The 26,056-nt window shown below is 72.8% G+C and carries 20 protein-coding genes; 9 read left to right on the top strand and 11 right to left on the bottom strand.

The window, feature by feature from the left end:
* Positions 1-113: 113 nt before the first annotated feature.
* The 5 genes from BX285_RS03510 to pdxH form a co-directional block, all read right to left on the bottom strand.
* Positions 114-1,373 (bottom strand): FxsB family cyclophane-forming radical SAM/SPASM peptide maturase, encoded by a 1,260-nt coding sequence (locus BX285_RS03510; RefSeq protein ID WP_121174442.1) that lies wholly within the window; start codon positions 1,371-1,373, stop codon positions 114-116.
* Between the two features lie 79 nt (positions 1,374-1,452).
* Positions 1,453-5,466, bottom strand: coding sequence for an FxSxx-COOH system tetratricopeptide repeat protein (gene fxsT / locus BX285_RS03515; RefSeq protein WP_097236624.1), 4,014 nt, complete (start codon positions 5,464-5,466; stop codon positions 1,453-1,455).
* The gene (locus tag BX285_RS03520) at positions 5,456-6,850 is read right to left on the bottom strand and encodes a TIR-like protein FxsC (protein WP_121174443.1); all 1,395 of its coding nucleotides are present in this window, start codon (positions 6,848-6,850) and stop codon (positions 5,456-5,458) included. Before BX285_RS03520 ends, fxsT begins: the two co-directional genes overlap by 11 nt.
* Positions 6,851-7,092: 242 nt before the next feature.
* A complete protein-coding gene (gene fxsA / locus BX285_RS03525) occupies positions 7,093-7,284 on the bottom strand; it encodes an FxSxx-COOH cyclophane-containing RiPP peptide (RefSeq protein WP_030057125.1) in 192 nt (63 codons plus the stop codon).
* Positions 7,285-7,483: 199 nt separating this feature from the next.
* Positions 7,484-8,116 (bottom strand): pyridoxamine 5'-phosphate oxidase, encoded by a 633-nt coding sequence (gene pdxH / locus BX285_RS03530; RefSeq protein WP_097240057.1) that lies wholly within the window; start codon positions 8,114-8,116, stop codon positions 7,484-7,486.
* A 439-nt stretch (positions 8,117-8,555) separates the two neighbouring features.
* Here pdxH and BX285_RS03535 point away from each other — a divergent pair, with 439 nt between their 5' ends.
* The 3 genes from BX285_RS03535 to BX285_RS03545 all read left to right on the top strand — a co-directional run bounded on the left by BX285_RS03535 (position 8,556) and on the right by BX285_RS03545 (position 12,610).
* Positions 8,556-9,656, top strand: a complete 1,101-nt coding sequence (locus BX285_RS03535) for a citrate synthase 2 (protein ID WP_097236627.1) — start codon at positions 8,556-8,558, stop codon at positions 9,654-9,656.
* A 176-nt stretch (positions 9,657-9,832) separates the two neighbouring features.
* The gene (gene serC, locus BX285_RS03540) at positions 9,833-10,951 is read left to right on the top strand and encodes a phosphoserine transaminase (protein ID WP_121174444.1); all 1,119 of its coding nucleotides are present in this window, start codon (positions 9,833-9,835) and stop codon (positions 10,949-10,951) included.
* 399 nt (positions 10,952-11,350) lie between these two features.
* Positions 11,351-12,610 (top strand): hypothetical protein, encoded by a 1,260-nt coding sequence (locus tag BX285_RS03545; RefSeq protein ID WP_121174445.1) that lies wholly within the window; start codon positions 11,351-11,353, stop codon positions 12,608-12,610.
* Positions 12,611-12,664: 54 nt separating this feature from the next.
* Here BX285_RS03545 and thpR read toward each other — a convergent pair whose 3' ends face one another.
* Positions 12,665-13,255 carry an RNA 2',3'-cyclic phosphodiesterase gene (thpR, locus tag BX285_RS03550; protein ID WP_097236630.1) on the bottom strand — a complete coding sequence of 197 codons (591 nt, stop codon included), beginning with the start codon at positions 13,253-13,255 and terminating at the stop codon, positions 12,665-12,667.
* A gap of 53 nt (positions 13,256-13,308) precedes the next feature.
* Here thpR and BX285_RS03555 point away from each other — a divergent pair, with 53 nt between their 5' ends.
* Positions 13,309-13,893 carry a GNAT family N-acetyltransferase gene (locus BX285_RS03555; RefSeq protein WP_183106993.1) on the top strand — a complete coding sequence of 195 codons (585 nt, stop codon included), beginning with the start codon at positions 13,309-13,311 and terminating at the stop codon, positions 13,891-13,893.
* Positions 13,894-13,950: 57 nt separating this feature from the next.
* Here BX285_RS03555 and BX285_RS03560 read toward each other — a convergent pair whose 3' ends face one another.
* Together BX285_RS03560 and BX285_RS03565 are read right to left on the bottom strand one after the other, a co-directional pair.
* Positions 13,951-15,579, bottom strand: a complete 1,629-nt coding sequence (locus BX285_RS03560) for an MFS transporter (RefSeq protein ID WP_398899532.1) — start codon at positions 15,577-15,579, stop codon at positions 13,951-13,953.
* 122 nt (positions 15,580-15,701) lie between these two features.
* Positions 15,702-16,136, bottom strand: a complete 435-nt coding sequence (locus BX285_RS03565; RefSeq protein ID WP_030235202.1) for a MarR family winged helix-turn-helix transcriptional regulator — start codon at positions 16,134-16,136, stop codon at positions 15,702-15,704.
* 141 nt (positions 16,137-16,277) lie between these two features.
* On the opposite strand from BX285_RS03565, the gene BX285_RS03570 reads away from it, so the two are divergent.
* Positions 16,278-16,727: a VOC family protein gene (locus BX285_RS03570; RefSeq protein WP_179852788.1), complete on the top strand. Its 450-nt coding sequence runs from the start codon at positions 16,278-16,280 to the stop codon at positions 16,725-16,727.
* A 293-nt stretch (positions 16,728-17,020) separates the two neighbouring features.
* Positions 17,021-17,878 (top strand): MHYT domain-containing protein, encoded by an 858-nt coding sequence (locus BX285_RS03575; RefSeq protein WP_097236631.1) that lies wholly within the window; start codon positions 17,021-17,023, stop codon positions 17,876-17,878.
* A gap of 93 nt (positions 17,879-17,971) precedes the next feature.
* Here BX285_RS03575 and BX285_RS03580 read toward each other — a convergent pair whose 3' ends face one another.
* Both BX285_RS03580 and BX285_RS03585 read right to left on the bottom strand, forming a co-directional pair.
* Positions 17,972-19,684 (bottom strand): hydrogenase maturation protein, encoded by a 1,713-nt coding sequence (locus BX285_RS03580; protein ID WP_097236632.1) that lies wholly within the window; start codon positions 19,682-19,684, stop codon positions 17,972-17,974.
* Positions 19,685-19,930: 246 nt separating this feature from the next.
* Positions 19,931-20,854 (bottom strand): DUF4231 domain-containing protein, encoded by a 924-nt coding sequence (locus tag BX285_RS03585; RefSeq protein ID WP_097236633.1) that lies wholly within the window; start codon positions 20,852-20,854, stop codon positions 19,931-19,933.
* A gap of 133 nt (positions 20,855-20,987) precedes the next feature.
* On the opposite strand from BX285_RS03585, the gene BX285_RS03590 reads away from it, so the two are divergent.
* Entirely contained in the window at positions 20,988-21,437 is a 450-nt protein-coding gene (locus BX285_RS03590) for a VOC family protein (protein ID WP_121174446.1), read from the top strand.
* A gap of 88 nt (positions 21,438-21,525) precedes the next feature.
* On the opposite strand, the gene BX285_RS03595 is transcribed toward BX285_RS03590, so the two are convergent.
* Positions 21,526-22,986 (bottom strand): NCS2 family permease, encoded by a 1,461-nt coding sequence (locus BX285_RS03595; RefSeq protein ID WP_121174447.1) that lies wholly within the window; start codon positions 22,984-22,986, stop codon positions 21,526-21,528.
* A 239-nt stretch (positions 22,987-23,225) separates the two neighbouring features.
* Between BX285_RS03595 and BX285_RS03600 the strand changes: the two genes are divergently transcribed.
* Together BX285_RS03600 and BX285_RS03605 are read left to right on the top strand one after the other, a co-directional pair.
* The gene (locus BX285_RS03600) at positions 23,226-23,537 is read left to right on the top strand and encodes a DUF2530 domain-containing protein (protein WP_097236636.1); all 312 of its coding nucleotides are present in this window, start codon (positions 23,226-23,228) and stop codon (positions 23,535-23,537) included.
* A 52-nt stretch (positions 23,538-23,589) separates the two neighbouring features.
* Positions 23,590-26,049, top strand: a complete 2,460-nt coding sequence (locus BX285_RS03605; protein WP_121174448.1) for an HAD-IC family P-type ATPase — start codon at positions 23,590-23,592, stop codon at positions 26,047-26,049.
* The last annotated feature ends 7 nt before the right edge of the window (positions 26,050-26,056 follow it).

A 26,056-nucleotide genomic window follows, 5' to 3' on the forward strand; every position in this document is an offset into this window, starting at 1 on the left:
CGTACCGGCCGCATCCGCCGCACCGACCGCATCCGCCGCCGCACCTTCCCCGAGCCGGTACGGGTCAGCCGCGCCGGGCCCGGGCATGACCCGGACGAGTGAGCCGAACGCCGTCACCTCACACGCCCGACCCCGACCAGACCCGCAAGCCCCGCCGCCTCGACCGGCACCCCGCCCGCCGCACCGACCCCCAGCCCGGCCACCCCCGCCCGCAGCCGCTCCGCGATGTGCCGGATCAGCCGGTCCAGGTCCGCGCAGTACACCGACGGGTACCCGAACCCGTCCCCCGCCCACCGGTGCGCGTAGAGGCCGCCCCCGCAGACCGGGGCCAGCGGGCAGGCGGCACAGACCGGCCCCAGCCCGGCGAGGCCGCGCTGGCGGGCCCGGAAGGCCGGGTGCGCGGCGGCGGCCGCGAAGTCGTGCCGCCACACGTCCAGGCCCGTCCCGGGGGCGCCGTCGTACGCCACCTTGAGGCTGTCCGCCTGCTCGATGGTGCCGTCCGCCTCGACCACCACCAGGTCGACCGGCGCCAGCCCCACCGCCTCGCTGGCCGCTCGTCCGCCGAGCAGCAGCACGGCCAGCTCCTCGAACAGCCGCACCCCGGTCTCCCGCCGCGGCGCGTCGAACCAGCGGTCGAAGGCGGCGATCAGCCACTCCCCGTACGGCGCGGGCTCTCCACCCGAAGCCGAACCGGGCCCGGAGCCGACCGGCGACGCCACGGGGAGCACCCGATGGACGCCCGCCGGCTGGGCCAGCCAGGTGGCGTGCGGCAGCAGCAGGTCGATCCGGGGCGGCGCGAACTCCAGCAGCGCCTCGTACGTCCCCACCGGGTCGGCCGCGAGGTCGACCACGCACAGCAGGCCGGCGAACAGCTCCCGGTGCCGCTGCGAGCCGAGCAGCCCCACCGCCTCCGCCGTGCGCGCCCAACTCCCCGCACCGGAGGGCAACCTGCGGTGCCGGTCGTGGTCGGCCCGGGTGCCGTCCAGCGAGACCCCGACCGCGACCCGGTACCGGTGCAGCACGTCGAGCAGCGCCGACTCCTCCAGCAGCCGCAGCCCGTTGGTCTGCAGCCCGAACCGCACCCGCGGCCCGCCCGCCTCCGACACTCCGGCCAACTCGCCGAGCAGCGCCTCCAGATGAGCCGCCCCGACCAGCAACGGCTCCCCGCCGTGCAACACCACCGACACCTCGTCCAGCCCGTGCTCGGCCGCGTGCGCAGCGATCCGCCGAGCCGTACGGCGGACGGTCGCGAGCTCCATCCGCCGCGGCCGCCCACGCCAACTCCGGTCCGCACCCTCGTACACGTAGCAGTAGTCGCAAGCCAGATTGCACCGACTGTGGATCTTCAGCAGGAACTGCCGGAACGCCACCATGCGGCCGAACCTAGCACCGCCGCCCCCGGCCCATCGCCGCTCCGAGCCGAGGCGTTTCCTGAGCCGCCGTCACCCGCCCTCACACGTGCGGCGGCTCCACGTCCGAGTCCAGCCGCGTTCCCGCCCGCACCGCCTTCGTTGTCGGGTGTTCCTCCCCCAGGGTGACCCGCGCCCGCCGGATGCAGTCCGCCCGCAGCTCGGCGGCCCGTTCGGCCTGCCCGGCGGTGGCCAGCGAGAGCGAGAGGTTGGAGTTGATGCCGATGGAGTCGTAGTGGTCCGGGCCGAGGGCCTCGGTCATCAGCGGCGCGGCCTCCTCCTCCAGGTCGAGCGCGGCCTGTGTCTGCCCGGACAGCGCGAGGTCGTTGGCGTGGTTCATCATCGCGATCGGGATGTACAGGTGGTGGGCGCCGAGGACGGTCCGGAACTGCGACAGCGTGCGCCCGGACAGCTCCAGCGCCTCCGTGGTGCGCCCCGCCAGCCGCAGGTAGACGGACAGGTTGTTGGCCCCGGCCAGCGTCACCGGGTGGTTCTCGCCCAGGTAGTCGCGGTACCGCGCCAACGCCCGTTCGGCCAGCGGGATCGCCCGGCCGGTGTCGCCCAGGGCGCTGAGGTCGCTGGCCAGGTTGGTGGCGGCGGCCAGGGTGTCGGGGTGTTCGGGGCCGATGATGTCGAGGTAGCGCTGGTAGATGTCCTCGTCGATCTCCAGGGCCTCGTGGTAGCGGCCGGCCCGGCGCAGCGCCACGGCGAGGTTCTTGCGGGCGCGCAGGGTGTCGGTGTGGCTGTCGCCGATGGTCTGCTGGTAGATCCGGACGGTGTCCTCCAGCAGGTCCAGGGCCTCCCGCAGCCGCCCGGTCTCGCGCAGGTCGCGGGCGTAGTTGGAGGCGGAGGACAGCGCGTAGAGGCTGTGCGCGCCGAGCGCGTCGCGCTGCTGGAGGTAGTTGCTGCGGTGCCGTTCCAGGGCGGCCCTGCGGTCGCCGGCCAGGTAGTCGGAGACGGCCAGGTTGTTGGTGATCATCAGGGTGCGCGGGTGGTCCGGGCCGAGGGTGCGCCGGGCCGCGTCCAGGGTGCGGCGGTCGAGCGCCCGGGCCTCGTCGTAGCGGCCGAGGAAGCGCAGGTCGGCGCCGAGGCTGTTGGCGACGGCGAGGGTGTGCGAGTGCTCGGGGCCCAAGGTCGCGGTGAAGCGCTCCAGGATGTCCCGGTCCATCTCGTACGCCTCCTGGAGGGCGCCCTGGGACCGCCGGATGTTGCTCAGCTGGGTGCGCAGCATGAGCGTCTGGGCGTCGTTGTCGGCGTCGAAGCCGGGCCCGCCGTAGCCGTCCTGGCGCCAGTGCTCCAGGGTCCGCTCGGCCAGTTCCCGGCCGGATTCGTGCAGGCTGCGCTTCCACTGGTAACGGACCGAGTCGATGATCCACTGGCGGACGTCCTCGTCGGCGCTGTCGACGGCCCCGGACGGCCAGAGGTGGGGCAGGAGTTCGGCGTACTCGGCCCAGTTGGCGGGCACGTCCGGGTCGCCGGGGTTGGCAGTGGCGAGGGCGGCGTGGACGACACCGCGCAGCTCGGCCCGCCGTTCCTCCTCGACCTGGTCCCGCAGCACGGCCTGGACCAGCCGGTGCACGGTGATGGTCTCGCTGCCCTGGTCGGTGCGGGCGAGCCCGAACCGGTTGATGGCGCGCAGGAATTCGCCGATCGCAAGTTTGTCACGGGGGGCGCGCGGAGGCAGCCGCAGGGCGCGGGTGACGGCGCGGCTGTAGAGCAGCCGCATCGGGATGGCGTCGGGGCCGAAGAAGGCGCAGATCTCCAGGATCTGCGCGGCCGGGGCGTTCATCCGGCGCAGTTCCTCGACCGAGATGCGCCAGGTCGCGGCGGCCGAGTGCGGGTAGTCGGCCGTGCGCAGCCGGGTGCGTTCCAGCATCTCGGTGAGCTCTTCGTCGAGCAGTTCGAGGTAGGTGGCGATCGGCATCGACGTCTCCTGGAGCCAGACGGCGGCCTGGCCGACGGCGAGCGGCAGGTCGCCGAGGCGGTGGGCGACCTGTTCGGCGTCCTCCGGCGAGAGGCCGCTGTTGAAGCGGCGCAGCAGCCGGATGCTCTCCTCCCGGAGGAAGACGTCGACCTCCACCAGGCCGGCGTGCCGGGCCCAGCCCTGGTTGCGGGAGGTGATCAGCACGTGCCCGCCGGAGGAACCGGCCGGCTGCCAGGGGGCGAGTTCCTCGGGGGTGCCGGCGTTGTCGAAGACCAGCAGCCAGCGGCGGTACGGCTGGCCGCGGCGCAGTGCGTCGAGCACGGCGGCGGCGGTGTGCGCGACGTCGTCGCTGGTGGGCACGCCGAGCCGGGGGGCGAGTTCGGCGAGCTTCTGCGGGATGTTGGCGGGCTCCTCGGCGGGCACCCACCAGACCACGTCGTACGCGGCCTTGAATCGGTGCGCGTACTCGGCGGCGATCTGGGACTTGCCGGCGCCGCCGAAGCCGTAGAGCACCTGGCTGAGCACAGCGGCGGGGCCGCCGGTGAAGCGGTTGCGGAGCAGTTCGAGCAGCTTGCCGCGGCCGATGAAGGCGGCGTTGCGCGAGGGCGCCTCCTGGACCTGCGGGGCCGTTCCGGGGAAGCGCGCGGGTGCGGCGAACTCGCCGCTGTCGTTGTCGAGTTGGCGGTTGCTGCCGGGCGGCGGGCCGAGTTCGCCGTAGAGCTGGGCCTCGGCACCGACCGCGGAGGAGCGGACCAGGTCGGGGGCGGCCTGTCCGGCGAACGGGCGGGGCACGGGCTCGTCCGAGTCCTGGAGCCGCAGGGCGACCAACGCCGGTGAGCCCGAGCTGAGTTCGCGGCCCTGCAGGAGCTGCCAGACCTCGGCGGCGCGGGGCAGTGCGGTGTACTCGGGCGAGAGCAGCGCGAGCAGCCGGCCCTGACCGTCGAGCGGCCCGGCGACCTCCACCGGCCGCGGACCGGCGTACGGCTCGGCCGCGTTGTGCAGGGAGGTCTGGTAGCCGAAGCGGGTGAGCGTCCCCGCGGCCCACTCGGCCCACATCCGGTCCTCCGGCGCGTAGCTGACGAAGACCTGGCGCGGCACCGCGCGGGCCGAGCGCAGGTAGGCGCCGTAGAGCCGGCGGCGGGTGTCCGCGGTGAGCGGGCGCAGAGTGCGGACCCGGCCGTCGGTGATCCACCCGGCGAGCCGTTCGAAGGCATTGAGCAGGCTGCGGGCCTCCTGCGGCCGGTCTGCGACGGTGGCCGGCACCTCCTCGTACGCGTAGAACGGCTTGTACGGCACCTCGACGTCGGCCCAGTAGCCGGCCCTGCGGTCGCCGGCCAGCCAGCGGCCGAGGTAGGGGGCGAAGGCCTCGCGGGCGTAGTCCCGGCCGGCTTCCAGGCGTTCCTGTTCGGCGTCCTCGACCCGCATCGGCACCGGCAGGACGCGGATCGCCCGCTCCTCGGCCTCGGCGATGGCGCGGGCGGCGTCGACGCCGCCACGGATGTTCTGGGCACTGAAGGTGAAGCAGTCGACGACGGTGTCGGGCATCAGGACGGTGCAGATCCCCGAGGTGTCGCTGACGCCGGTACGGCTGTCGATGAGCACGTAGTCGTACCGGTCGGCCCAGCGTTCGCGCAGCTCGCGCAGGAACTCGCCGCCGCGGATGTCCCGTCCGTGGTAGAAGCTGCGCCAGTTGAAGCTGGTGACGGCGGCGGCGTAGGCGGCGTTCTGGCGGCCGGCGGGCAGGAAGTCGAGCCGGCCGCCGGGCGGCAGGTCGAGGGCGAGGCCGCAGACGTAGCCGTCGAGACGTCCGGGTTCGTCCAGCCAGGCCGCCGGGGAGAGACCGACCGGCCCGGTGGCGGAGGGCAGTGCCTGTTTGACGTAGGAGCGCAGCAGGTCGATCAGGCCCTCGGTGGAGTGGAGTTCGGGGTCGACCAGGAGCGGGTGGTAGTAGCGGTGGAGGCCCGGGGCTTCGAGGTCCCAGTCGACGACCAGGACGCGCAGGCCCCGACTGGCGAGGATCCAGCCGACGTTGGCGAGGGCCATGGTCCGGCCGGTGCCGCCCTTGAAGGAGTAGAACGTGACGACCGAGCCCGGTCCCCCGCGCTCCGGCTCCGTGCCGGGTTCAGTGGTCATCGTCCGTGTCTCCCCTCAGCGGGACAGCGTTGTCCTTGCCACGACTCTGGTGCGGGAGGTGCGTACGGCCCCGGCCCGGATCGAGGCGCGCGGGCGGGCCCTGGCGGGGTCCCGGCGGGCCGGCCGGGATGGACAGCCCGGGCATGGCCGGGGCTCCCCCGGGGCCGAGTCCGAAGGCGTCGCCGCCATCGTCCCCCCAATCCAGGTTGTCGTCCATGAGCTTGTTCTGGGCGACCGTCACCATGATGGTGAGTTCGTTGTCGAAGCTCTCCCGGCTCACTTTGACCCGGAACAAGTGCTCCATGTCGCTCCGGCGCAGCCAGTTGCGCCGGAACACATCGCGCACGCCGGCCCACAGCGCGTCGCGCCCCGGTCCGTCGGGCGGGTCGGCGCTGCCGCTGGGCACCATCACGCCGGTGACCGGGTGGTTCTGGTCGTCGTACTCGCGCAGCGCGGAGCTGTAGCGCTCGGCCCCGGCCACCCACGGGTCCACCAGCAGGACGCTGACCTGGCTGTCCTCGCGGGCCTGGTCGAGCTTGCCGCCGAGCCCGCTGTCGACCTCCTCCAGCGTGGTGGTGTGCCCGGCCGCGGTGATCACCTGCTGGGCGCGCGCCGCCAACGACGGCTGGATGGGCGGGTGGTAGGGCGCCCAGTGCCAGGGCTTGGCGCCGTACCAGCCGCCGGTCTGCGAGCCGCCCTCGGCGGCGGCCTCCGAGGCGCGTCCTGCTGCGATGAACAGCCGCACCATCCCGGGTGCGGAGACGGCCTCCGGGGCCGCCGGGGGCGGGAAGTAGCCGCGCACCGCACCGAGGTCGAACTCGGGCAGCTCGCCGAGCCGCCGCGCGGCCGCCTCCCGGACGCGCTCGGCGACGACCCGGACGACCTGTTCGTACGCCTCGCCCTGCGCGGTGCGCAGCAGGGCACGCAGGCCGTACCGGGCGTAGGCCTCGCCCATGTCCGGCTGGGCCCACTGGATCTTGCTGACCTCGTCGGCCAGTTCGCCGGGCACGACGGGCTCCCAGAGCACCGGGACCAGTGCCGAGATGAGCTCCCCGGTGTGCTCGTGGTGGCGCCGGACCCGGCCGCGGAAGGCGGTCCACTCCTTGCCGCAGTACAGGCTGGCGAAGTAGGCCGGGGAGTAGAGCGCGACCATCGTCCGGCTGCGGGCCAGCATCGCCGCCAGCTTCTCGGCCCAGTCGTCGCCGAGCCGCAGCTGCTCGGTGTCGCGGTAGGCGAGCTCCTCGACGCGCACGCCCATCCCGACGAGCCGGCCGAGTTCGTCCCGCAGGTCGTTGAAGAACTGGTTGACGAAGGCGTCCTCGGCCTCGTAGTCACGACGCGCGTAGCTGAAGAAGAAGTACGGACGTTGGTGTTCCTGATCCATCACCTGTTCCCCCCGTGCCCGACGGTACCGCGACGCGATGGTGTCATACCCCGGCGCGTCGTGAACTCCACCGACAGGGAAGGCGAGTTGGCGGTTTCGGTCGCCTCGGGAGGTTTAGCCGGTGGTGGGCGCACGCCCGCGACCGGGGGCGCTCCGGCGCCCGGGAGCGCCCCAGCGGGAGCGCGGGAGCACTGAAGAGGTGCGGAAGCGCAGGAGCGCGGCGGCGCAGGAGCGCGGAAGCGCTACCGGTCGAGCGACGACTGGAAGGCCGCGAGCGGCTCCGCGCCGGGGGTCAGGGCGTCCGCGACCACCCGGCGCAGCAGGTCGCCGAGAACGGTGTCGGGCAGGGCGTCGAGTTCGTCGAGCGGCAGGGCGGCGACGTCGACCAGGTCAGAGCCGAGTCCAGTGGCGGTTTCCGCACCGGTGACGCCCATCAGTCCCTCACTCGATCGTGCCGGCACAGCGCGTTGCTGGCCGTCAAGTGCATCGACCCAGGTCCGCGACGGGCATCCTACACCCGAGGCATGACGGCCCATCAGTTCGGCGTGGACGCCGCGACCGGGTCGACCCGGTCGGCCCACGGCCCCCGGCGGCCTCCCCAACCCCACCGGTACCACCGACGCCACCCCCCGGTCACGGGCAGAGCCGCTCCACCCGCCACCCCGTCGGGCTCGCCGGGTCGGCGAGGTAGCGGAGGCGGTCGTGGAGCCGGTTCTCGCGCCCCTGCCAGAACTCGACGCTCTCCGGGATCACCCGGTAGCCGCCCCAGAACGGCGGGACGGGGACGCCCTCGCCCTCCGGGTAGCGGCGTTCCAGTTCGGCGTAGCGCTGTTCGAGGACCTCGCGCCCGTCGACGGGGCTGGACTGTTCGCTGGCCCAGGCGCCGAGCTGGGAGCCGTGCGGGCGGGTGCGGAAGTACGCGGCGGTCTCGTCGCGGCCGACCTTCTCCACCCGGCCCTGGACGATGACCTGGCGGGCCAGGGCGATCCACGGGAACAGCAGGGCGGCGTGCGGGTTGGCGGCGAGCTCGGCGCCCTTGCGGGAGCCGTAGTTGGTGAAGAAGACGAAGCCGCGCGCGTCGAAGCCCTTGAGCAGGACGGTGCGCGAGCTGGGCCGCCCCTCGGCGTCAGCGGTGGAGAGCACCATCGCGTTGGGTTCCACCACCCCGGCGTCGTCCGCCTCGTGGAACCAGCGGGCGAACTGGCCGACGGGCTCGGGCGCGAGCTGCTCCTCGACCAGGCCCTCGTGGGTGTAGTGCTTGCGCATCACGGTGAGGTCCGGGCCGGGGCGGGCCTCCTCGGCCAGGGCCCGGGTGGCGGGGCTCGGGGGTGTCGACTGGGCGCGTTCCGGGGTCTGCACGCCAACATCATCCCGTACGACAAGCAACCGGCACCGCTACCTCCGGACAAACCCCGGCTACCTCCGGACAAACCCCGGTGGGAGATAAGGTGACTCGCCACCGCTTGGCCGCCCGTCGTACGGGGAATCGTCCGGAACCGGGTGTTCGGTTCCGTGGATTTTCCCGGGCACGACCGACCCTCGACGGAAAAATCAAGCGGGCCCACGGCAAACATCACCACGGCGGTGTATGGCGCAATGCACCCCGTGCCTGTCACCCTGGCACCGAGTGCCAACCACGATTCGGTCACTGGCGCGCCGCCCCACCACGGCGGAGCGCCGATCAAAGAACTGAAGGAGCCGTCGCATGTCCGATTTCGTACCCGGGCTTGAGGGAGTCGTCGCGTTCGAGAGCGAGATCGCCGAGCCCGACCGTGAAGGCGGCGCCCTGCGGTACCGCGGTGTCGACATCGACGACCTGGTCGGCAACGTCTCCTTCGGCCACGTCTGGGGCCTGCTGGTGGACGGCAAGTTCAACCCGGGCCTGCCGGCCGCCGAGCCGTTCCCGATCCCGGTGCACTCCGGCGACATCCGCGTCGACGTGCAGTCCGCGCTAGCCATGCTCGCCCCGGTCTGGGGCCTCAAGCCGCTGCTGGACATCTCCGCCGAGCAGGCCCGCGACGACCTCGCGCGCGCCGCCGTGATGGCGCTGTCCTACGTCGCCCAGTCCGCCCGCGGCCAGGGCCTGCCGATGGTCCCGCAGAGCGAGATCGACAAGGCCGAGACGGTCGTCGAGCGCTTCATGATCCGCTGGCGGGGCGAGCCGGACCCGAAGCACGTCAAGGCCATCGACGCCTACTGGACCTCGGCCGCCGAGCACGGCATGAACGCCTCCACCTTCACCGCCCGCGTCATCGCCTCCACCGGCGCCGACGTCGCGGCCGCCCTGTCCGGCGCGGTCGGCGCGATGTCCGGCCCGCTGCACGGCGGCGCCCCCTCCCGCGTGCTCGGCATGATCGAGGAGATCGAGCGCACCGGCGACGCGACGGCCTGGGTCAAGAACGCCCTGGACAAGGGCGAGCGCCTGATGGGCTTCGGCCACCGCGTCTACCGCGCCGAGGACCCGCGCGCCCGCGTGCTGCGCCGCACCGCCAAGGAGCTCGGCGCGCCGCGCTTCGAGGTCGCCGAGGCGCTGGAGAAGGCCGCGCTGGAGGAGCTGCACAACCGCCGCCCCGACCGCGTGCTGGCCACCAACGTCGAGTTCTGGGCCGCCATCATGCTGGACTTCGCCGAGGTCCCGGCCCACATGTTCACCTCGATGTTCACCTGCGCCCGTACCGCCGGCTGGTCGGCGCACATCCTGGAGCAGAAGCGCACGGGCCGGCTCGTGCGCCCCGCCGCGCGCTACATCGGCCCCGGCCCGCGCCGCCCCGAGGAGATCGAGGGCTGGGACGCCATCGCCCGCTGACCGACCCCGGACGGTCGTCCGCCACACCGCCCCTGACCAGCGGGTCCGGCTCCGAGCCGGGCCCGCTGTCGGCGTTCCGGCAAGGGGGATCGCCATGCGAACCGGCAATGAAGATCACAGTCTCAGCGGGCGGACGACCGTACCCCGGCGCAGCCCTGCGCCGGTAGGCTGCGCGGGTGGCTCAGATCCAGATCCCCGCTGACATCAAGCCCGCAGACGGCCGTTTCGGCTGCGGACCGTCCAAGGTGCGCCCCGAGGCCCTGAGTGCCCTCGCCGCCACCCAGACCTCCCTGCTCGGCACCTCGCACCGCCAGGCCCCGGTCAAGAACGTGGTCAAGCGCGTGCGCGAGGGCGTGAGCAGCCTGTTCTCGCTGCCGGAGGGCTACGAAGTCGTCCTCGGCAACGGCGGCTCCACCGCCTTCTGGGACATCGCCGCCTTCGGCCTGGTGCGGGAGAAGTCCCAGCACCTGGACTTCGGCGAGTTCTCCTCGAAGTTCGCCTCCTCGGTCAAGGCCGCCCCGTGGCTGGCCGAGCCGAGCGTGATCAAGACCGCCCCGGGCACCCACCCGCTGCCGGTCGCCGAGGCCGGTGTGGACGTCTACGGGCTGACCCACAACGAGACCTCGACCGGCGTCGCGATGCCGATCCGTCGCCCGGCCGGCGCGGACGAGGGCTCGCTGGTCCTGGTGGACGCCACCTCGGGCGCCGGCGGCCTGCCGGTGGACATCACCGAGACGGACGTCTACTACTTCGCCCCGCAGAAGTCCTTCGCCTCCGAGGGCGGCCTCTGGCTGGCCACGTTCTCCCCGGCCGCCCTGGAGCGCGCCGCCGAGATCGCCGGCTCCGGCCGCTACATCCCGCCGTTCTTCTCGCTGCCGACGGCCATCGACAACTCGTCGAAGGACCAGACGTACAACACCCCGTCGATCGCCACCCTCTTCCTGCTGGCCGACCAGCTGGAGTGGCTGAACGGCAACGGCGGGCTGGACTGGGCGGTCGCCCGTACGGCCGACTCCTCGTCCCGGCTGTACTCCTGGGCCGAGAAGTCCGCCTTCGCCACCCCCTTCGTGGCGAACCCGGCGGAGCGCTCCCAGGTGGTCGGCACCATCGACTTCGACGAGTCGGTGGACGCCGCGGCCGTCGCCAAGGCACTGCGTGCCAACGGCATCGTGGACACCGAGCCGTACCGCAAGCTGGGCCGCAACCAGCTGCGGATCGCGATGTTCCCGGCGATCGACCCGGCGGACGTCGAGGCGCTCACCCACTGCATCGACTACGTGGTCGAGCAGCTCTGAGTACTCTCCGAGGCATGTGTGAGGGCCACCACCCGCCGGGTGGTGGCCCTCCCGCCGTTCAGGGGCTACCGGCCGTTCAGGGCGTACCGGCCGTTCACGGGCTACCGGCCGGCCAATGAGCTGATCAGCACGACGACCAGCAGCAGCACCAGGGTGCCGGAGACGATGCGCATTCGAGTCTTGGGATCCACAGTCAACGAGCGTACCTGCGGCTCACCCCCGGCCGGTCGGCGAGGCCGCCCCGCAGCGGCGGACGGGGACGGCGGCGAGCGCCTCGTCCGCACCCGAACCAGCAACGGCCGCACGGTAGTTATCCCGTTGACCGGCGCTCCGAGGGCCACCGCTACCATGACCCCCATCACCATCATGTGATCTTCACAAAATCAGGGGGAAACTCTCATGCGCGCATCCCGTGCGGCCGCCCTGGCGGCCCTCGTCCTCGCCGCGGGCACCGTCCTGCCCTCGGCCGCCACCGCCTCTGCCGCCGAAGGCCCCCAGGTCGGCGTCGACAGCACCTGGTTCCCGGTGTCGAACTACCGCATCCTGGACACCCGCGTCGGCAACGGCGCCCCGAGCGGCAAGGTCGGCCCCGACGGCGTCGTCAAGCTCGACATCCGGAAGATCCTCGGGCTCACCAGCGGCGCCACGCCCACCGCCGTCGTCATGAACGTGACGGCCGTCGGCGCGACCGACGAGAGCTTCGTCACCGCCTACCCCGACGGCGGCGCCCTCCCGACGGTGTCCAACCTGAACGTCTCCCCGGCGCACCAGGTCACCACCAACCGCGTGACCGTCCAGGTCGGCACCGACGGCTTCGTCGACCTCTACAACCACGTCGGCAACGTGCACCTGGTCGTCGACCTCCAGGGCTTCTACACCGCCAAGGGCGCCAACGGCTACCCGGGCGCGACCTTCACCCTGGGCACCCCCGCCCGCCTGCTGGACACCCGCACCGAGGTCGGCGGCCACCCGGGCAAGCTCACCGGCGGCGAGGACGGCGTCTTCCAGATGGACGTCTCCTCCGTCGCGCCCGGCGGCGGCGACCTGGTCGTCCAGGCCACCGTCACCGAGCCGACCCAGTCGGCCCACCTCACCATGTACCCGGCGCTCCAGGCCCCGTGGAGGACCTCCGACGTCAACTTCGACGCCGGGCAGACGGTCACCAACCTCTCCTACGTCTACGCCGGGCGGGACGGCCTCGCGCTCTACACCAACTCCGGTGCGACGCACGTGGTGATCGACTACATCGGCCAGTTCCAGAACCACGGCCTCAGCGGCGACGCCGGCACCCACGGCCTGTTCGTCCCGGCCAACCCGACCCGGGTGCTCGACACCCGCAAGGGCCTCGGCGCCCCGCAGGCCAAGCCCGGCCCCGGCTCCACCACCCGGGTGAAGGTCACCGGCCTCAACGGCGTGCCCGAGGGCGTCGCCGCCGTGGTGATCAACCTGACCGGTACCAACGCCGACCAGGACGGCCACATCACCGCCCTCAAGGCCGGCGACCCCGTCCCGGGGACGTCCAACCTCAACTACGCCGCCCGGCAGGACACCGCCGCCATGACCATCGTCCCGGTCAGCGCCGACGGCTTCATCGAGCTGTACAACCCGCACGGCACCGTGGACCTGGTGGCCGACGTCCAGGGTTACTACACCAACTGACCCGCCCGGCCCCGCCCGGGGAGCGGCGAGCACCCGCTCCCCGGGCTCCGCGTGTCAGCTCCAGTCCGCGAGCGCCCAGGAGCGCACCGACGCGTAGTGCGGGTGCCCGCCGCCCGGGTCGCTCCTCATCAGGTGCAGCTCGGCGGCGTCCCACTCCGGCCCCCGGTAGTCCGCCAGCGCCGCTGCCAGGCCCTCCAACTCGGCCGCGGCGACCCGCTGGACGGCCCGTCGGTGGCCGCGCGAGGAGCCGGCCCGGGCCAGCGTGAGGTGCGCGTGGAAGGCGAAGGTGTCGGCGGTCTCCGCGGTCACCTCGGCGGTGGCCTCGGTGACGGCCTCGGCCAGCCGGCGCAGCGCCCAGGACTGGCCCTCGACGCCGGCCCAGAGCACCCGGTCGCCGAACCGCCCGGCACCCGCGATCCGCAGCCGGTGCACCGGGTGGACCTCGGCGACGTCGGCCAGGCCCGCCTCCAGGTCCGGTAGCCGCTCGGCGGGCACCTCGCCGAGGAAGGCCAGGGTCAGGTGCCAGCCCTCGACGGTGGTCCAGCGCAGCCGGTCCGCCCCGGGCAGCCTGCGCACCGGCGCGACCGCGTCGGAGAGCCCCTGCAACGCCACGACCGGCGGAATCACCGCGACGAAAAGCCTCATGGCCCCATTTTCCGCTCTTCCCGCACGACCCGGATCGGGATAGAACAAGGTCCATGATCGATTCCAAGGCCTCGTCCAGCACGCCGCCCGGCACCCCGTCCGGCACCCCGTCCGGCACCCTGCGGATCCGCACCGGAGGCCCCGAGTCCGTCCCCGACCTCCTCGCCCTGCTCGACGGCGCCGTGGCCTGGTTGGTCGGCCGGGGCCGCACCGGCCAGTGGGGCGACCAGCCGTTCAGCACCACGCCCGCCCGGGTCGAGCAGATCGAAGGGTACGGCCGCGAGCCGTTCCTGGTCCGCCTCGCCGTGGACGACGAGGGCCGTACGGTCGGCGCCTGCGTGCTGTCCGAGCAGCGCGGGAAGTACATCCCGGCGGTGGACGAGCCCGAGCTGTTCGTCCGCCTCCTGGTCACCGACCGCACCCGCAAGGGCGCGGGCATCGGCGCCGCGCTGATCGCCGACGCCGTCGAGGAGACCCGCCGCCGCGGCATCGGCCTGCTGCGGGTGGACTGCTACGCCGGCGGCGACCGCGAGCTGGTCGCGCAGTACCGGGCGCTGGGCTTCACCGAGACCGAGAGCTTCGAGGTCGAGCAGCCGAACGGCGTCTGGCCCGGCCAGGTCCTCGCGATCCGGCTCTGAGCCCCGTTCCGGGTTCCCCGGAGGTCCCGTCGACCTCCGGGGAAACCCGACGAGCCATCAGCAGGCAGGCGCCAGTTCGGACTTGACGGCCGTACGCGTCCGCGGCACGAAGGCCACCACCCGGCCGCCGCGGCCCGGGTGCAGGTCGAAGCGCACCCGCAGGTCCGCGCTGCGGGCCAGCACCAGGCCGACCGCTCCGGCCGCCAGCGCGGACACCAGCCCGCAGGCCAGCAGGCCGAGCCGGGGCCCGTACGAGGCGGTCACCCAGCCGACGATCGGGGCGCCGATCGGCGTGCCGCCGGTGAAGACCAGCACCAGCAGGCCCATCACCCGGCCGCGCATCTCGGGGTCGGTGGCCAGCTGCAGCATGGAGTTGACCGAGGTGTTGAAGGTCAGCCCGAACACCCCGATCAGCATCAGCAGCAGCGCGAAGGTCCAGTAGTCGGGCGCGAACGCCGCGACCACCTCCAGCGCGCCGAAGGCCAGCGCCGCGCCGACCAGCCGGCGCAGCCTCGGCGCGCCCCGGCGGGCGGCGAGCAGCGCACCGGCCAGCGAGCCGACCGCCATCGCGGTGTTCAGCAGGCCGTACTGGCCGGCGCCGACCTTGAAGGTGTCGTACGCGAAGCCGGAGAGCAGCGTCGGGAAGTTGAACCCGAAGGTCCCGATGAACCCGGCCAGCACCATCGGCCAGAGCAGTTCGGGCCGTTCCCTGACGTAGCGCAGGCCCTCCCGCAGCTGGCCCTTCTCGCGGGCGATCGGCTCGGTCGGGCGCAGCTCGCTCTCCCGCATTGCCAGCAGGCCGCCGATCACGGCGGCGAAGGACAGCGCGTTGACGGCGAAGGCCCAGCCGCTGCCGACCGCGGCGATCAGCAGGCCGGCGACGGCGGGGCCGACCAGCCGGGCGGTCTGGAAGTTGGCGGCGTTCAGGCTGACCGCGTTGGCGAGGTCCTTGGGCCCGACCATCTCGGAGACGAAGGCCTGCCGGGTCGGGTTGTCCACCACGGTGACCAGACCGAGCAGCAGCGCGAAGGCGTACACGTAGTACGGCGTCACCACGTCGCCGATGGTCAGCACGGCCAGGCCCGCGGCGAGCAGGCCCATCGCGCCCTGGGTGTAAATCAGCAGCCGGCGCTTGGGCATCCGGTCGGCGAGCACGCCGCCGAAGAGACCGAGCAGCAGCATCGGCAGGAACTGCATGGCGGTGGTGATGCCGACCGCGAGCGGGCTGCCGGTGAGGCTCAGCACCAGCCAGTCCTGGGCGATCCGCTGCATCCAGGTCCCGGTGTTGGACACCACCTGGCCGGCGAAGTAGTAGCGGTAGTTGCGAACGCGCAGGGAGGAGAACATCCCCCCGGGCCTGGTGAAACGGGCGCCTGTGGGAGACGGGAGGGGTCGAGCGATGGGGGTCCCCCCGGCCGGAGACTGGGGGATCGTCGCCAGACGGGTGGTGGCGGGCGACGGGCGGGACGCGTTGGTGCGGCCCTGAGCGGCGGAGTCCGCCGCGGTGCGTTCGTCGGGGTCGTCGTCGCCGCTGCCGGGCAGCCCCGTGGGGGCGGGTGCCTGGGCGTCGGCGGCCGCGGTGCTCGCCGCGGCGGGGTCGGTGGTCGGATCGTCGGTACGGATGGCGGCGGCGCTGGCTGCGGCCGGCGGTGTCACGGTGGTCTCCCCTCGTGGCGCGACGGCCATGGCGGTGGCCGTCGCGCTCCTGGTGTCGGTGGTCGGTCCTGCGGTGATGCTGGCTCCTTCTCCTCCCGGCGGCCGGCCGGGTTCGGTGTGCCCCTGAGGTGTACGAGCTGCAGGTGTACGAGCTACAGGTGTGCGAGCTTGTAGAGCACGGGCGCGGCCTCCCGGAGGACGGCCCATTCCTCCTCGTCGAGCCCTTGGGCGAGCTCGGCGAGCCAGACGTTCCGGCGTCGACGACTCTCCGCGAGGATCGTCTCGGCCTGCTCGGTGCTGCTGACGACCACCTGTCGGCGGTCCTCGGGATGCGGCTCGCGCCGCACCAGCCCCTTCTCCTCCAGCATCGCGACGATCCTGGTCATCGAAGGAGGCTGCACGTGCTCCTTCCGGGCGAGCTCACCCGGCGTCGCCTTCCCGCACCGGGCGAGGGTGCCCAGCACTCCCATCTCGGTGGGACTGAGCGACTCCTCCACCCGCTGGTGTTTGAGTCGTCGGGAGAGGCGCATCGTGGACGACCGCAGCTGACTGATCGCTGCGAGGTCCTGCTCGGACATCTCGGGCATCTCTTTAGCCTACGTCATTACTCTCGCTAAGGAAAATGGGATCCCGCCGCGCCGGAGCATCGACCCGGTGCCATATTGGTCATGGGACTCAGGTCTCGACTCCCGGCCTCAGGTCTCGACTCCCAGAAGGGCCGACCAGCCATGTCCGACCTCGCCTCCGAGCAGTCCGCGCCGTCCTCGCAGGCCACGCCGTCCGCATCGGCCGACCGGGACGCACAGGGCGACACCGGCTTCGCCCGGCTCGCCATGGTCACCATCGACTGCGCCGACCCGGTCGCGCTGGCCGCGTTCTACGGCGAGCTGCTGGGGTGGGAGACCCGGCACACGGACGAGAACTTCGCGATCCTCGACAACCCGGAGGGCGGCAGCCCGCTGGGCTTCGGGCGGGTGAACGGGTACCGGCCGGAGCCGTGGACGCAGCCGGACGGCAGCAAGCACTTCCACCTGGACTTCTACGTGGACGACCTGGAGGAGTCCACCGCGAAGGCGCTCGCGCTCGGCGCGACCGAGCCCGCCTACCAGCACGGCCGCACGCTCAGGGTGCTGATCGACCCGGCCGGCCACCCGTTCGGGCTGGCTCCGTTGGAGTAAGGCACAAAGGGACCGGTGGGGCATGCGCAGGCGATGTCAGGGCTTGGTGCCAAGATCATGCAGACCCCGTAAAGGCCCTCCCTGACCTGGGAGTTCACCAAAACCACGAACATTGTGCGAGCGCCGGGTTGTGGCTACTCTCCCCCGTTGTCAGGGGCACCACACGCCAGGCTCCCCTCGGCGGACCGCGCCCCCGTTCCGTGCCCGTTGCCGCACGCCCTTCCCCGGCCGCTCTCGGCCGACCGCGTCCGTCCCAGCCCTGGCGCCCTCAACCCCCCGTCCAGGGAGTTCCATTGGGTGCGATCCACCATGCCGACCACGGCTGGGTGACACCGGCGGTCTCGTACTTCGTCGCCTGCCTCGGCTCCTTCGTGGCCCTGCGCAGCGCCCGCTGGGCGCTCATCTCCACGGGCCGCACCCGGGCCGTCTGGCTGCTCTTCGCGTCGACCTCGCTCGGCGCCGGGATCTGGTCCATGCACTTCATCGCGATGCTCGGCTTCTCGGTGACCGGCGTCGAGATCAGCTACCAGCCCGGGCTGACCGTGCTCAGCCTGCTGGTCGCCGTCGCCGTGGTCGGCGTCGGGCTCTTCACCGTCGGGTACTGGCGCCGGCGGCCCGTCCTGGCGCTGCTGGCCGGCGGGCTGACCACCGGCCTCGGGGTCGCCGCGATGCACTACCTGGGCATGGCCGCGATGGTCCTGCCCGGGCACCTCGGCTACGACCACGTCACGGTGGCCCTCTCGGTCGGCATCGCCGTGTTCGCGGCGACGGCCGCGCTCTGGGCCGCGCTGAACATCCGCGGCACGCTCGCCGTGCTGGCGGCGGCGCCGGTGATGGGCGTGGCGGTCTGCGCGATGCACTACACGGGCATGGCGGCGCTCTCCGTCCGGCTCGACCTCTCGCACTCCACCGCGGGCGGTGTGATGGCGCTGCAGTTCATCTTCCCGCTCGGGGTCGGGCTCGGCTGCTACGTCTTCTTCGGCTCGCTGGCCTTCGCCGTCTCCCCGAGCCGCCCCGACTCGCAGCCCCTGCTGGCCGGTCCGGCCGCCCCGCTGCCCCCGCGGGCGCCCCGCGTCCCGGAGCAGCGGCAGCGGCGGCAGGGACAGGCGCAGCGGCGGCCGCGGCTGGACGAGGCCGGCGCCCGGCGCTGAGCATCGGAGCGGGGGAACACGGGAGCACCCGAGCGGGGGAGCGCGGGTGCAAGCGGGGGCGGGGACGGAACGACCGTCCCCGCCCCCGTTCCGTCACTCGGGCCGCCCCAGCAACCCGGTCAGGTGCTCCGGCGTGGCCACCGGGCAGACCTTGTGCACGAAGTCCCGCCGCAGCGCGTGGTACGGCTCGTCCGCCCGGTAGAAGTTGGCGTGCATCCGCCGCAGCTCCGCCTCCCGGTAGGCGGCCAGCGGCTTCTCCTCCTCGTCGGCGGCCCGGCTCCGCTTCTTGTCCACCAGCCGCCCGGTGAGCTCCGGCGAGGCGGCGATCCGGGCCGCCTCGCGGGCCACCCAGCGACGGAACTCCGCCGCGTCGCCGCCGGCCGTACGGTCCACCAGGCCGATCCGGCGGGCGTGTTCGGCGCCGATCGGCAGCGCCTCGGTGGTGAGCCGCTCGGCCTGCTCCGCGCCGACCCGGCGCGGCAGGGTGTACGTCCAGTACTCGGAGCCGTACAGGCCCATCAGGCGGTAGTGCGGGTTGAGCACCGCCGAGTCGCGGCACCACACCTCGTCGGCGGCGAGCGCCGCCATCAGCCCGCCGGCCGCCGCGTTCCCGGCCAGGGCGGCGACGGTGACCTTGTCCGTGGTGGTCAGGACGGCCTCGACGAAGTCGTCCATCGCGTTGATGTTCTCCCAGGACTCCAGCGCCGGGAAGGCCGCGCCCTCGATGACGTTGAGCTGGATCCCGTTGGAGTAGAAGTCCCGGGGCGCTCCGAGCACCAGCACCGAGGTCGGCCGGTCGGCCGCCTCGCGGTAGGCGGCGAGCAGCCGACGGCACTGCTCGGTGCTCACCGCCCCGCCCGCGTGGGCGAATTCGAGGTAGCCGACGTCGCCCTCCTCGCGGTAGCGCAGCTCCGACCAGGTGTCGCGGCGGGCGGCCGCCTCCGCGGTCACCGGCACCTCGCGGACCCGGTACAGCTCCTCGGCGAGGACCGTCGCCGCCGGCAGCTTGAAGGTGGCGGGCCCGCCGGGGATGCGGCGCGGGCGCAGCTGCGGGATCCACACCGCGCCGTCCACGGTGGCCCGGCAGATCGCGCCGTCCCGGGTGGCCAGCACGGCGCCGGGCACCGGGCCGCGCAGCCGGTCCTCGGGGTGGCCGCCGTGCAGGAAGAACTCCCGCCCGTACAGCTCGTCCAGCACGCCGGGCTGGGAGTCGGCGGCGCGCAGCTTGCGCAGCACGGTGGCGGTGTCGTCCTGCTCCCAGTCGATCCGCCGGACCTCCTGGCGCAGGAAGGGCCGCAGTTCGCCGTGCACGTCGGGCCGGTCGTAGTCCAGCGGCTCGGGGGTGAACAGTCCGCCCTCGAAGCGCTGGACGGCCAGCAGGACGGCCTCCACGGCGGCGTCGGCGACCTCGCCGCGGTACAGCTCGCTCTTGCCGCAGTCGGGGACGGGGAACTCGACGGACGCCCAGATGTCGCCGGCGTCCATCTCCTCGACGGCCTGCAGCACGGTCACGCCCCAGCGCTCCGCCCCCTCGGTGATCGCCCAGTCGAGCGAGGAGGGGCCGCGGTCGCCCTTGGGGCCCGGGTGCACGATCAGGACGGTACGGGTGGACCAGATGTCCCGCGGCACGGCCTTGGTGAGCATCGGGCAGACGATCAGTTCGGGGTCGGTGCGTTCCACCGCCGCCCTCATCTGTTCGTCGCCGAGGGCGAGTTGGACGGCGACCTGGTGGCCGCGCTCGCGCAGCTCGGTGTGGACGCGCTGGGTCAGGCTGTTGAACGCACTGGCGATCAGGAGAATGCGCAAGGGGGGCCTCCGGCGGTACAGGGGTCGCGCGGAGGCGATGAAACCAGGGCATGGACACGTAACGATTACGGTCCGTACCTCGGCGCTCTACCCTCACGCACCCCGCACACCTGTGATGCCGGCGTGGTCCGCGCTTCGCGGTATCTCCCCAGCCTCTTCCCCGAGTTGGACTGGCGCCGGACACACCGACGCGCACCGCGCGGGCCTCCCGGCACCCGCCCGACCCGCGCCGGGCTGCTCGGCGACCTACTTGGGGAACGCCCGGCGGGCCCGCCAGGTGGTGTGCTCGCGGGAGACGGCGTCCTCCGCCTCCGCGGCCAGCCGGGCCCAGCGCGCCTCGGCGTCGGGCGCCCGGACGTCCAGGTCGGAGAGCTGGTTGCCGACGTTCTCCAGCTCGCGCGCGGCCAGCTGGTAGGCGGTGGCCAGCGGACGGAGCTGCTTGAGCTGCGTCCAGGCGATGATCGAGGCCGCCGCGGCGGAGCTGACCCCGAAGACGTGCACCTGCAGCGCGCCGGTGGCCTGGGCGACGGCCGCCGCCGCGCCGATGATGATCAGCGCCGCGATGCCGAGCCCCCAGGAGACCGCCTGCGAGTCGCAGGCCTCGGCCCGGGAGCGGTACCAGGTGCGCTGGCCCTCGACCCGGGTGCGCAGGTAGAGGGTGCGCCGGGCGGTCAGGCCCTCGGCGCGCAGGCGCCGCATCTCCGGGGTGATCTCGGCGACGGTCTCGGGCGGCACGATCTCCGGGTCCTCGAAGGCCCGCAGCACGTCCTCGACCTGGAGCAGGTAGCCGCGGTCCACGTCCGCGGACTCGGCCTCGCCGTCGAACGGCCGGGCCCGGACGGTGTACTTCCAGGCCAGCGTCTTGACCGACTCGGCCGCCGCCCGGGCCTCGTACCAGCGCCCCTGCGGGTTGCTGCGGCGCAGCCGGGACCAGAAGTAGCCGGCCACCAGGAAGGCGGCCACCGAGAACAGCGGCCAGACGTCGGGGTCGCCGTCGTGCTCCGGGCCGGGGAACGACCCGATCAGCGCGGCGATCACCAGCATCGCGATCAGTCCGCGGTACCAGCGCAGCGTCTCGCGCTGACCGTCCAGCGAGGCCTTGTCCGCCGTCCGGAACAGCTCCGGCAGCAGCTGCGCCTCGACTCCCCCGGGCGGATCCTGTTGCACCATCGGTCGAGTCCCTCCCCCTTCTCCGTCCAGCCAGTATTCCCTCCGCCAACTGGCCTACACAGGCGCCTTTTTGACACCTTCCCGGCGGCGCGCCCCTTGCCTTGCCGATCTTGTAACCGATATAAACGGTTACATGCCGCTGCACTGGAAGCTCGTCATCGACTGCACCGACCCGCACCGCCAGGCCGCCTTCTGGGCCGCCGCCCTGGAGTACATGCTGGAGGACCACGGCCCGCTGGTCACCCGCCTGCTCGCGGCCGGCGCCGTCGGCCCGGACGCCACCACCGAGGTGGACGGCCGCCCCGCCTGGCGCACCCTCGCCGCCGTCCGCCACCCCGAGGACCCCTTCGACCCCGCCTCGGACACCGGCCTGGGCCGGCGCATCCTCTTCCAGGCCGTCCCCGAGCCCAAGCAGGCCAAGAACCGCCTGCACCTCGACGTCCACCCCGGCCCCGGCGAGCGCACGGCGACCGTCACCCGCCTCGAAGCCCTCGGCGCCACCGTCCTGCACCACGTCGACCAGCCCGGCGGCGCCTGGACCGTCATGCAGGACCCCGAGGGCAACGAGTTCTGCGTCCACTGACCGGCCGAAAACCACCCCGCCCCGCCCCCGAAAACCACCCCGGCCCCGCACCCGAACGGGTGCGGGGCCGGGTCGGGCCGGGTGCGGGTCAGAGCAGGCCGAAGGCCGGCATCAGGTAGTAGAAGGCGAACACCCCGGCCACCACGTACAGCGGGACCGGCACGGTGCGGCCGCGGCCGACGGCCAGGCGCAGGACGCAGAAGGCGATGAAGCCGAAGCCGATGCCGTTGGTGATGCTGTAGGTGAACGGCATCATCACGATGGTCAGGAAGGCCGGGATCGCGATCGTGTAGTCGGCCCAGTCGATCTCCTTGACCGAGTTGGCCAGGATCAGGAAGCCGACGGTGACCAGGGCCGGGGTGGCGGCCTGGGCGGGGACCATGGTGGCGAGCGGGGTCAGGAAGAGCGCCACCACGAAGAGCAGGCCGGTGACGATCGAGGCGAAGCCCGTCCGGGCGCCCTCGCCGACGCCCGCGGTCGACTCCACGAAGCAGGTGTTGGCGGAGGAGGAGGTGGCGCCGCCGGCCGCGGTGGCGATGCCGTCGACCATCAGGATCCGGTTGATGCCGGGCAGGTCGCCCTTCTCGTCCAGCAGGTGGGCCTCGTCGGCCACGCCGAGGATGGTGCCCATCGCGTCGAAGAAGCACGACATCAGCACGGTGAAGACGAAGAGGCAGCCGGTCAGCACGCCGACCTTCTCGAAGCCGCCGAACAGGCTGACCTTGCCGACCAGTCCGAAGTCCGGCGCGGCGACCGGGTTGCCCGGCCAGGTCGGGACGGTCAGGCCCCACTTGAGCGCCGGGATGTCGACCAGCTTGTCGATCACCACGGCGAGCGCGGTGGAGACCGCGATGCTGATCAGGATCGCGCCGGGCACCTTGCGGATCACCAGGATCAGGGTGAGCAGCAGGCCGACGACGAAGACCAGGACGGGGAAGCCGAGCAGGTGCCCGTTGCCGCCGAGCTGCAGCGGGACGGTGGTGTGCGCGGCGTCCGGGATGCGGCTGACGAAGCCGGAGTCGACCAGGCCGACCAGGGTGATGAACAGGCCGATGCCGATCGCGATGGCCTTGCGCAGTCCGAGCGGGACGGCGTTCATGACCCGCTCGCGCAGCCCGGTGGCGACCAGCAGCATGATCGCGAAGCCGGCCAGGACGACCATGCCCATGGCGTCCGGCCAGGTCATCTTGGGGGCGAGCTGGAGCGCCACGATGGTGTTGACGCCGAGTCCGGCGGCCAGGCCGATCGGGACGTTGCCGATGACTCCCATCAGCAGGGTGGTGAGCCCGGCGGTGAGAGCGGTGGCGGTGACCAGCTGGGCGCTGTCCAGGTGGGCCCCGGTCATGTCCGTGGCGCTGGCCAGGATGATCGGGTTCAGTACCAGGATGTACGCCATGGTGAAGAAGGTGGCGATGCCGCCGCGGATCTCACGCGGCAGCGTGGAGCCGCGCTCGCTGATCCGGAAGTAGCGGTCGACGGCGCCGGTGGGGGGCTGGGGCGCGGCGTCGGCGGGTTCGGGCGACTCGGTGGTCGGCTGGACCACAGGCATGCGTGCGTCCTCTGTGGGGGAGCTGAGGAGAGGGTGGTGAACGCCCGGGGCGACGGTGGCCGGGCTCAGAGCATTCAGTATGGTTTCCCGGTCGCACACGCGCTATCTTCGCGCGTAGAGCCAGGCAGGGCCCGGGAAAGTCCGCGGCCGGGCCGGGAAAGCTCCGGCGAGGCCTGCCAAAGTCCGGCAGGCCTCGGGAAAATCCGACAGGCCCCCCGCCGCCCCGTACGCTAGGCCCCATGCCCAAGACGCCGCTGCACCCCTCGCCCCCTCCGCTGGAGGCCAACGACGTCGCCATCGTCGGCGGCGGCACGGTGGTGTGGTTCGTCGCCTTCCTCGCCCTGCTCCCCTTCCAGGGCACCCTCTCCGAGCACGGTCACGGCACCTGGCCGTGGATCTGCCTCTCCGGCGGCCTGCTCGGTCTGATCGGCCTCTGGTACTGCCGCGCCCGCCGGGACGCGATCGCTCGCAGCCGCGCCGCCGAGGCGGCCCGGACGGCCGGGAGCGCGGCGGAGGGCAACGGTCAGGACCCGGCCACCCAGTCGGACTGAATAGTCCTTTAGTAGCACGCATCGGACAAAAGGCGCCCGTAGAGTCGGTGCCATGACGCAGCCTGCCCAGCCAGCGGAAGAGCGGCCGACGGACGGCGAGCACCCCGACGGAGCCCACCCCCTCGGGCTGCTGCCCGGCCGGCGCGGCGGCCTGACCACCGCCGAGGTGGCCGAGCGGGTCACGAAGGGGCAGGTCAACGACGTCCCGGTACGGTCCAGCCGCTCCACCAAGGAGATCGTCCGGGCCAACGTCTTCACCCGCTTCAACGCGATCATCGGCGTGATGTTCGGGATCATCCTGGTCGTCGGACCGATCCAGGACGGCCTGTTCGGCCTGGTCATCGTCGCCAACACGGCGATCGGCATCATCCAGGAGCTGCGCGCCAAGAAGACCCTGGACAGCCTGGCCCTGATCGGCGAGGCCCGCCCGCAGGTCCGCCGGGACGGCACCGTCCAGCAGATCGGCGTCTCCGAGATCGTCCTCGACGACACCGTGCTGCTCGGCATCGGCGACAAGGTGATCGTGGACGGCGAGGTCACCGAGGCGGAGGGCCTGGAGATCGACGAGTCGCTGCTCACCGGCGAACCCGACCCGGTCCTCAAGCAGCCCGGCGCCCAGGTGATGTCCGGCAGCTTCGTGGTGGCCGGCGCGGGCGCGTTCACCGCGACCAGGGTCGGCCGCGAGGCCTACGCGGCGCAGCTCGCCGAGGAGGCCAGCAAGTTCACCCTGGTGAAGTCGGAGCTGCGCAGCGGCATCGACAGCATCCTGCGGTTCATCACCTACCTGCTGATCCCCACCGCGATCGGTCTGATCATCAGCCAGCTGGCCGTCGAGGGCCGGGACTGGCGCGAGGCCGTGCGCCGCATGGTGGCCGGCATCGTCCCGATGGTCCCCGAGGGCCTGGTGCTGCTGACCTCGGTGGCCTTCGCGATCGGCGTGATCCGGCTCGGCCGCAAGCAGTGCCTGGTCCAGGAGCTGCCGGCGATCGAGGGCCTGGCCCGGGTGGACACCGTCTGCCTGGACAAGACCGGCACCCTCACCGAGGGCGGCATGGACGTGATCGACCTGCGGGTGCTCTCGAACGGGGAGCCCGCCGTCCTCGACCCGGACACCATCAAGCACGCGCTCGCCGTGATGGCCGGCGCCGACGCCCGCCCCAACCCGTCCATGCAGGCGGTCATCGACGCGTACGGGCGCGGCGACGGCGACGACGCGCGCGGCCGCAACGGCTGGCGGGTGATCGAGGCGATGCCCTTCTCCTCCGCCCGCAAGTGGAGCGGCGTGCAGCTGCTGGAGCCGCAGGGCGGCGAGGCCAGCTGGCTGCTCGGCGCCCCCGACGTGCTGCTACCCGCCGGGCACCCGGCGCTGGCCGAGGTGGACGAACTGGGCGCCAAGGGCCTGCGGGTGCTGCTGCTGGGCCGTACGCCCGACCCGCTGGACTCCCCCGACCCGGCCGCCGGCCTCACCCCGCTCGCGCTGGTGGTGCTGCAGCAGCGGCTGCGCGGCGACGCCGCCGACACCCTGCGGTACTTCGAGGGGCAGCGGGTCCGGGCCAAGGTCATCTCCGGCGACGCGGCGGTCTCGGTCGGCGCGGTCGCCTCCCACCTGGGCCTGCCCGGCGCCGACCGGCCGCTGGACGCCCGCACCCTGCCCACCGACCCCGAGGAGCTGGCCGAGACCGCCGACCGGACCAGCGTCTTCGGCCGGGTCACCCCACAGCAGAAGCGCCAACTGGTCGGGGCGCTGCAGTCCCGCGGCCACACCGTGGCGATGACCGGCGACGGCGTCAACGACGTGCTCGCGCTCAAGGACGCCGACATCGGCGTGGCGATGGGCACCGGCTCCGACGCGACCAAGGCGGTCGCCCAGATCGTGCTGCTGAACGACTCCTTCGCGACGCTGCCCTCGGTGGTCGCCGAGGGCCGCCGGGTGATCGGCAACATCGAGCGGGTCGCGTCGCTGTTCCTGGTGAAGACGGTCTACTCGGTGCTCCTGGCGCTGCTGGTGATCTTCACCCACTCCCCGTACCCGTTCCTGCCCCGGCACTCCACCGTGCTGTCCTCGCTCACCATCGGCGTGCCGGCTTTCTTCCTGGCCCTCGCGCCCAACAACGAGCGGGCCCGCACCGGCTTCGTGAAGCGGGTGCTGCGCCTGGCGATCCCCGGCGGCGCCATCGCCGGGACGGGCACCTTCGTCGCCTACGCGCTCGCCCGCGCCAACCACACGACCGACCTCAAGGCCGACACCAGCGTGGCCACCCTGACGCTCTTCCTGATCGCCATCTGGGTCCTGGCCATCGTCGCCCGCCCGTACAGCTGGTGGCGGCTGCTGCTGATCGGCGCCATGGGCGGAGCGTTCTCGCTGGTCCTGCTGGTGCCCGCGCTGTCCGACTTCTTCCAGCTCTCCCTGGTCGGCACCCGCGACCCCTGGGTGGGCGTCTGCATCGCGGTGGTCTGCGGCATCGCCCTGGAGGTCACCTGGCTCGTCCTGAAGCGCCGCGGCCTGGAGTGAGCGGCCC

Source organism: Streptomyces sp. 1114.5 (assembly GCF_003635085.1).
Classification (GTDB): Bacteria; Actinomycetota; Actinomycetes; order Streptomycetales; family Streptomycetaceae; genus Kitasatospora.

Coding starts and splice junctions, on each gene's coding strand:
- BX285_RS03555 (WP_183106993.1), top strand. CDS start 13,309: ATGATCGATTCCAAGGCCTCGTCCAGCACGCCGCCCGGCACCCCGTCC.
- BX285_RS03565 (WP_030235202.1), bottom strand. CDS start 16,136: ATGCCCGAGATGTCCGAGCAGGACCTCGCAGCGATCAGTCAGCTGCGG.
- fxsA (WP_030057125.1), bottom strand. CDS start 7,284: ATGGGCGTCACCGGTGCGGAAACCGCCACTGGACTCGGCTCTGACCTG.
- thpR (WP_097236630.1), bottom strand. CDS start 13,255: ATGAGGCTTTTCGTCGCGGTGATTCCGCCGGTCGTGGCGTTGCAGGGG.
- BX285_RS03570 (WP_179852788.1), top strand. CDS start 16,278: ATGTCCGACCTCGCCTCCGAGCAGTCCGCGCCGTCCTCGCAGGCCACG.
- BX285_RS03605 (WP_121174448.1), top strand. CDS start 23,590: ATGACGCAGCCTGCCCAGCCAGCGGAAGAGCGGCCGACGGACGGCGAG.
- BX285_RS03590 (WP_121174446.1), top strand. CDS start 20,988: ATGCCGCTGCACTGGAAGCTCGTCATCGACTGCACCGACCCGCACCGC.
- BX285_RS03560 (WP_398899532.1), bottom strand. CDS start 15,579: ATGGCCGTCGCGCCACGAGGGGAGACCACCGTGACACCGCCGGCCGCA.
- BX285_RS03520 (WP_121174443.1), bottom strand. CDS start 6,850: ATGGATCAGGAACACCAACGTCCGTACTTCTTCTTCAGCTACGCGCGT.
- BX285_RS03535 (WP_097236627.1), top strand. CDS start 8,556: ATGTCCGATTTCGTACCCGGGCTTGAGGGAGTCGTCGCGTTCGAGAGC.
- pdxH (WP_097240057.1), bottom strand. CDS start 8,116: ATGCGCAAGCACTACACCCACGAGGGCCTGGTCGAGGAGCAGCTCGCG.
- fxsT (WP_097236624.1), bottom strand. CDS start 5,466: ATGACCACTGAACCCGGCACGGAGCCGGAGCGCGGGGGACCGGGCTCG.
- BX285_RS03510 (WP_121174442.1), bottom strand. CDS start 1,373: ATGGTGGCGTTCCGGCAGTTCCTGCTGAAGATCCACAGTCGGTGCAAT.
- BX285_RS03545 (WP_121174445.1), top strand. CDS start 11,351: ATGCGCGCATCCCGTGCGGCCGCCCTGGCGGCCCTCGTCCTCGCCGCG.
- BX285_RS03585 (WP_097236633.1), bottom strand. CDS start 20,854: ATGGTGCAACAGGATCCGCCCGGGGGAGTCGAGGCGCAGCTGCTGCCG.
- BX285_RS03600 (WP_097236636.1), top strand. CDS start 23,226: ATGCCCAAGACGCCGCTGCACCCCTCGCCCCCTCCGCTGGAGGCCAAC.
- BX285_RS03595 (WP_121174447.1), bottom strand. CDS start 22,986: ATGCCTGTGGTCCAGCCGACCACCGAGTCGCCCGAACCCGCCGACGCC.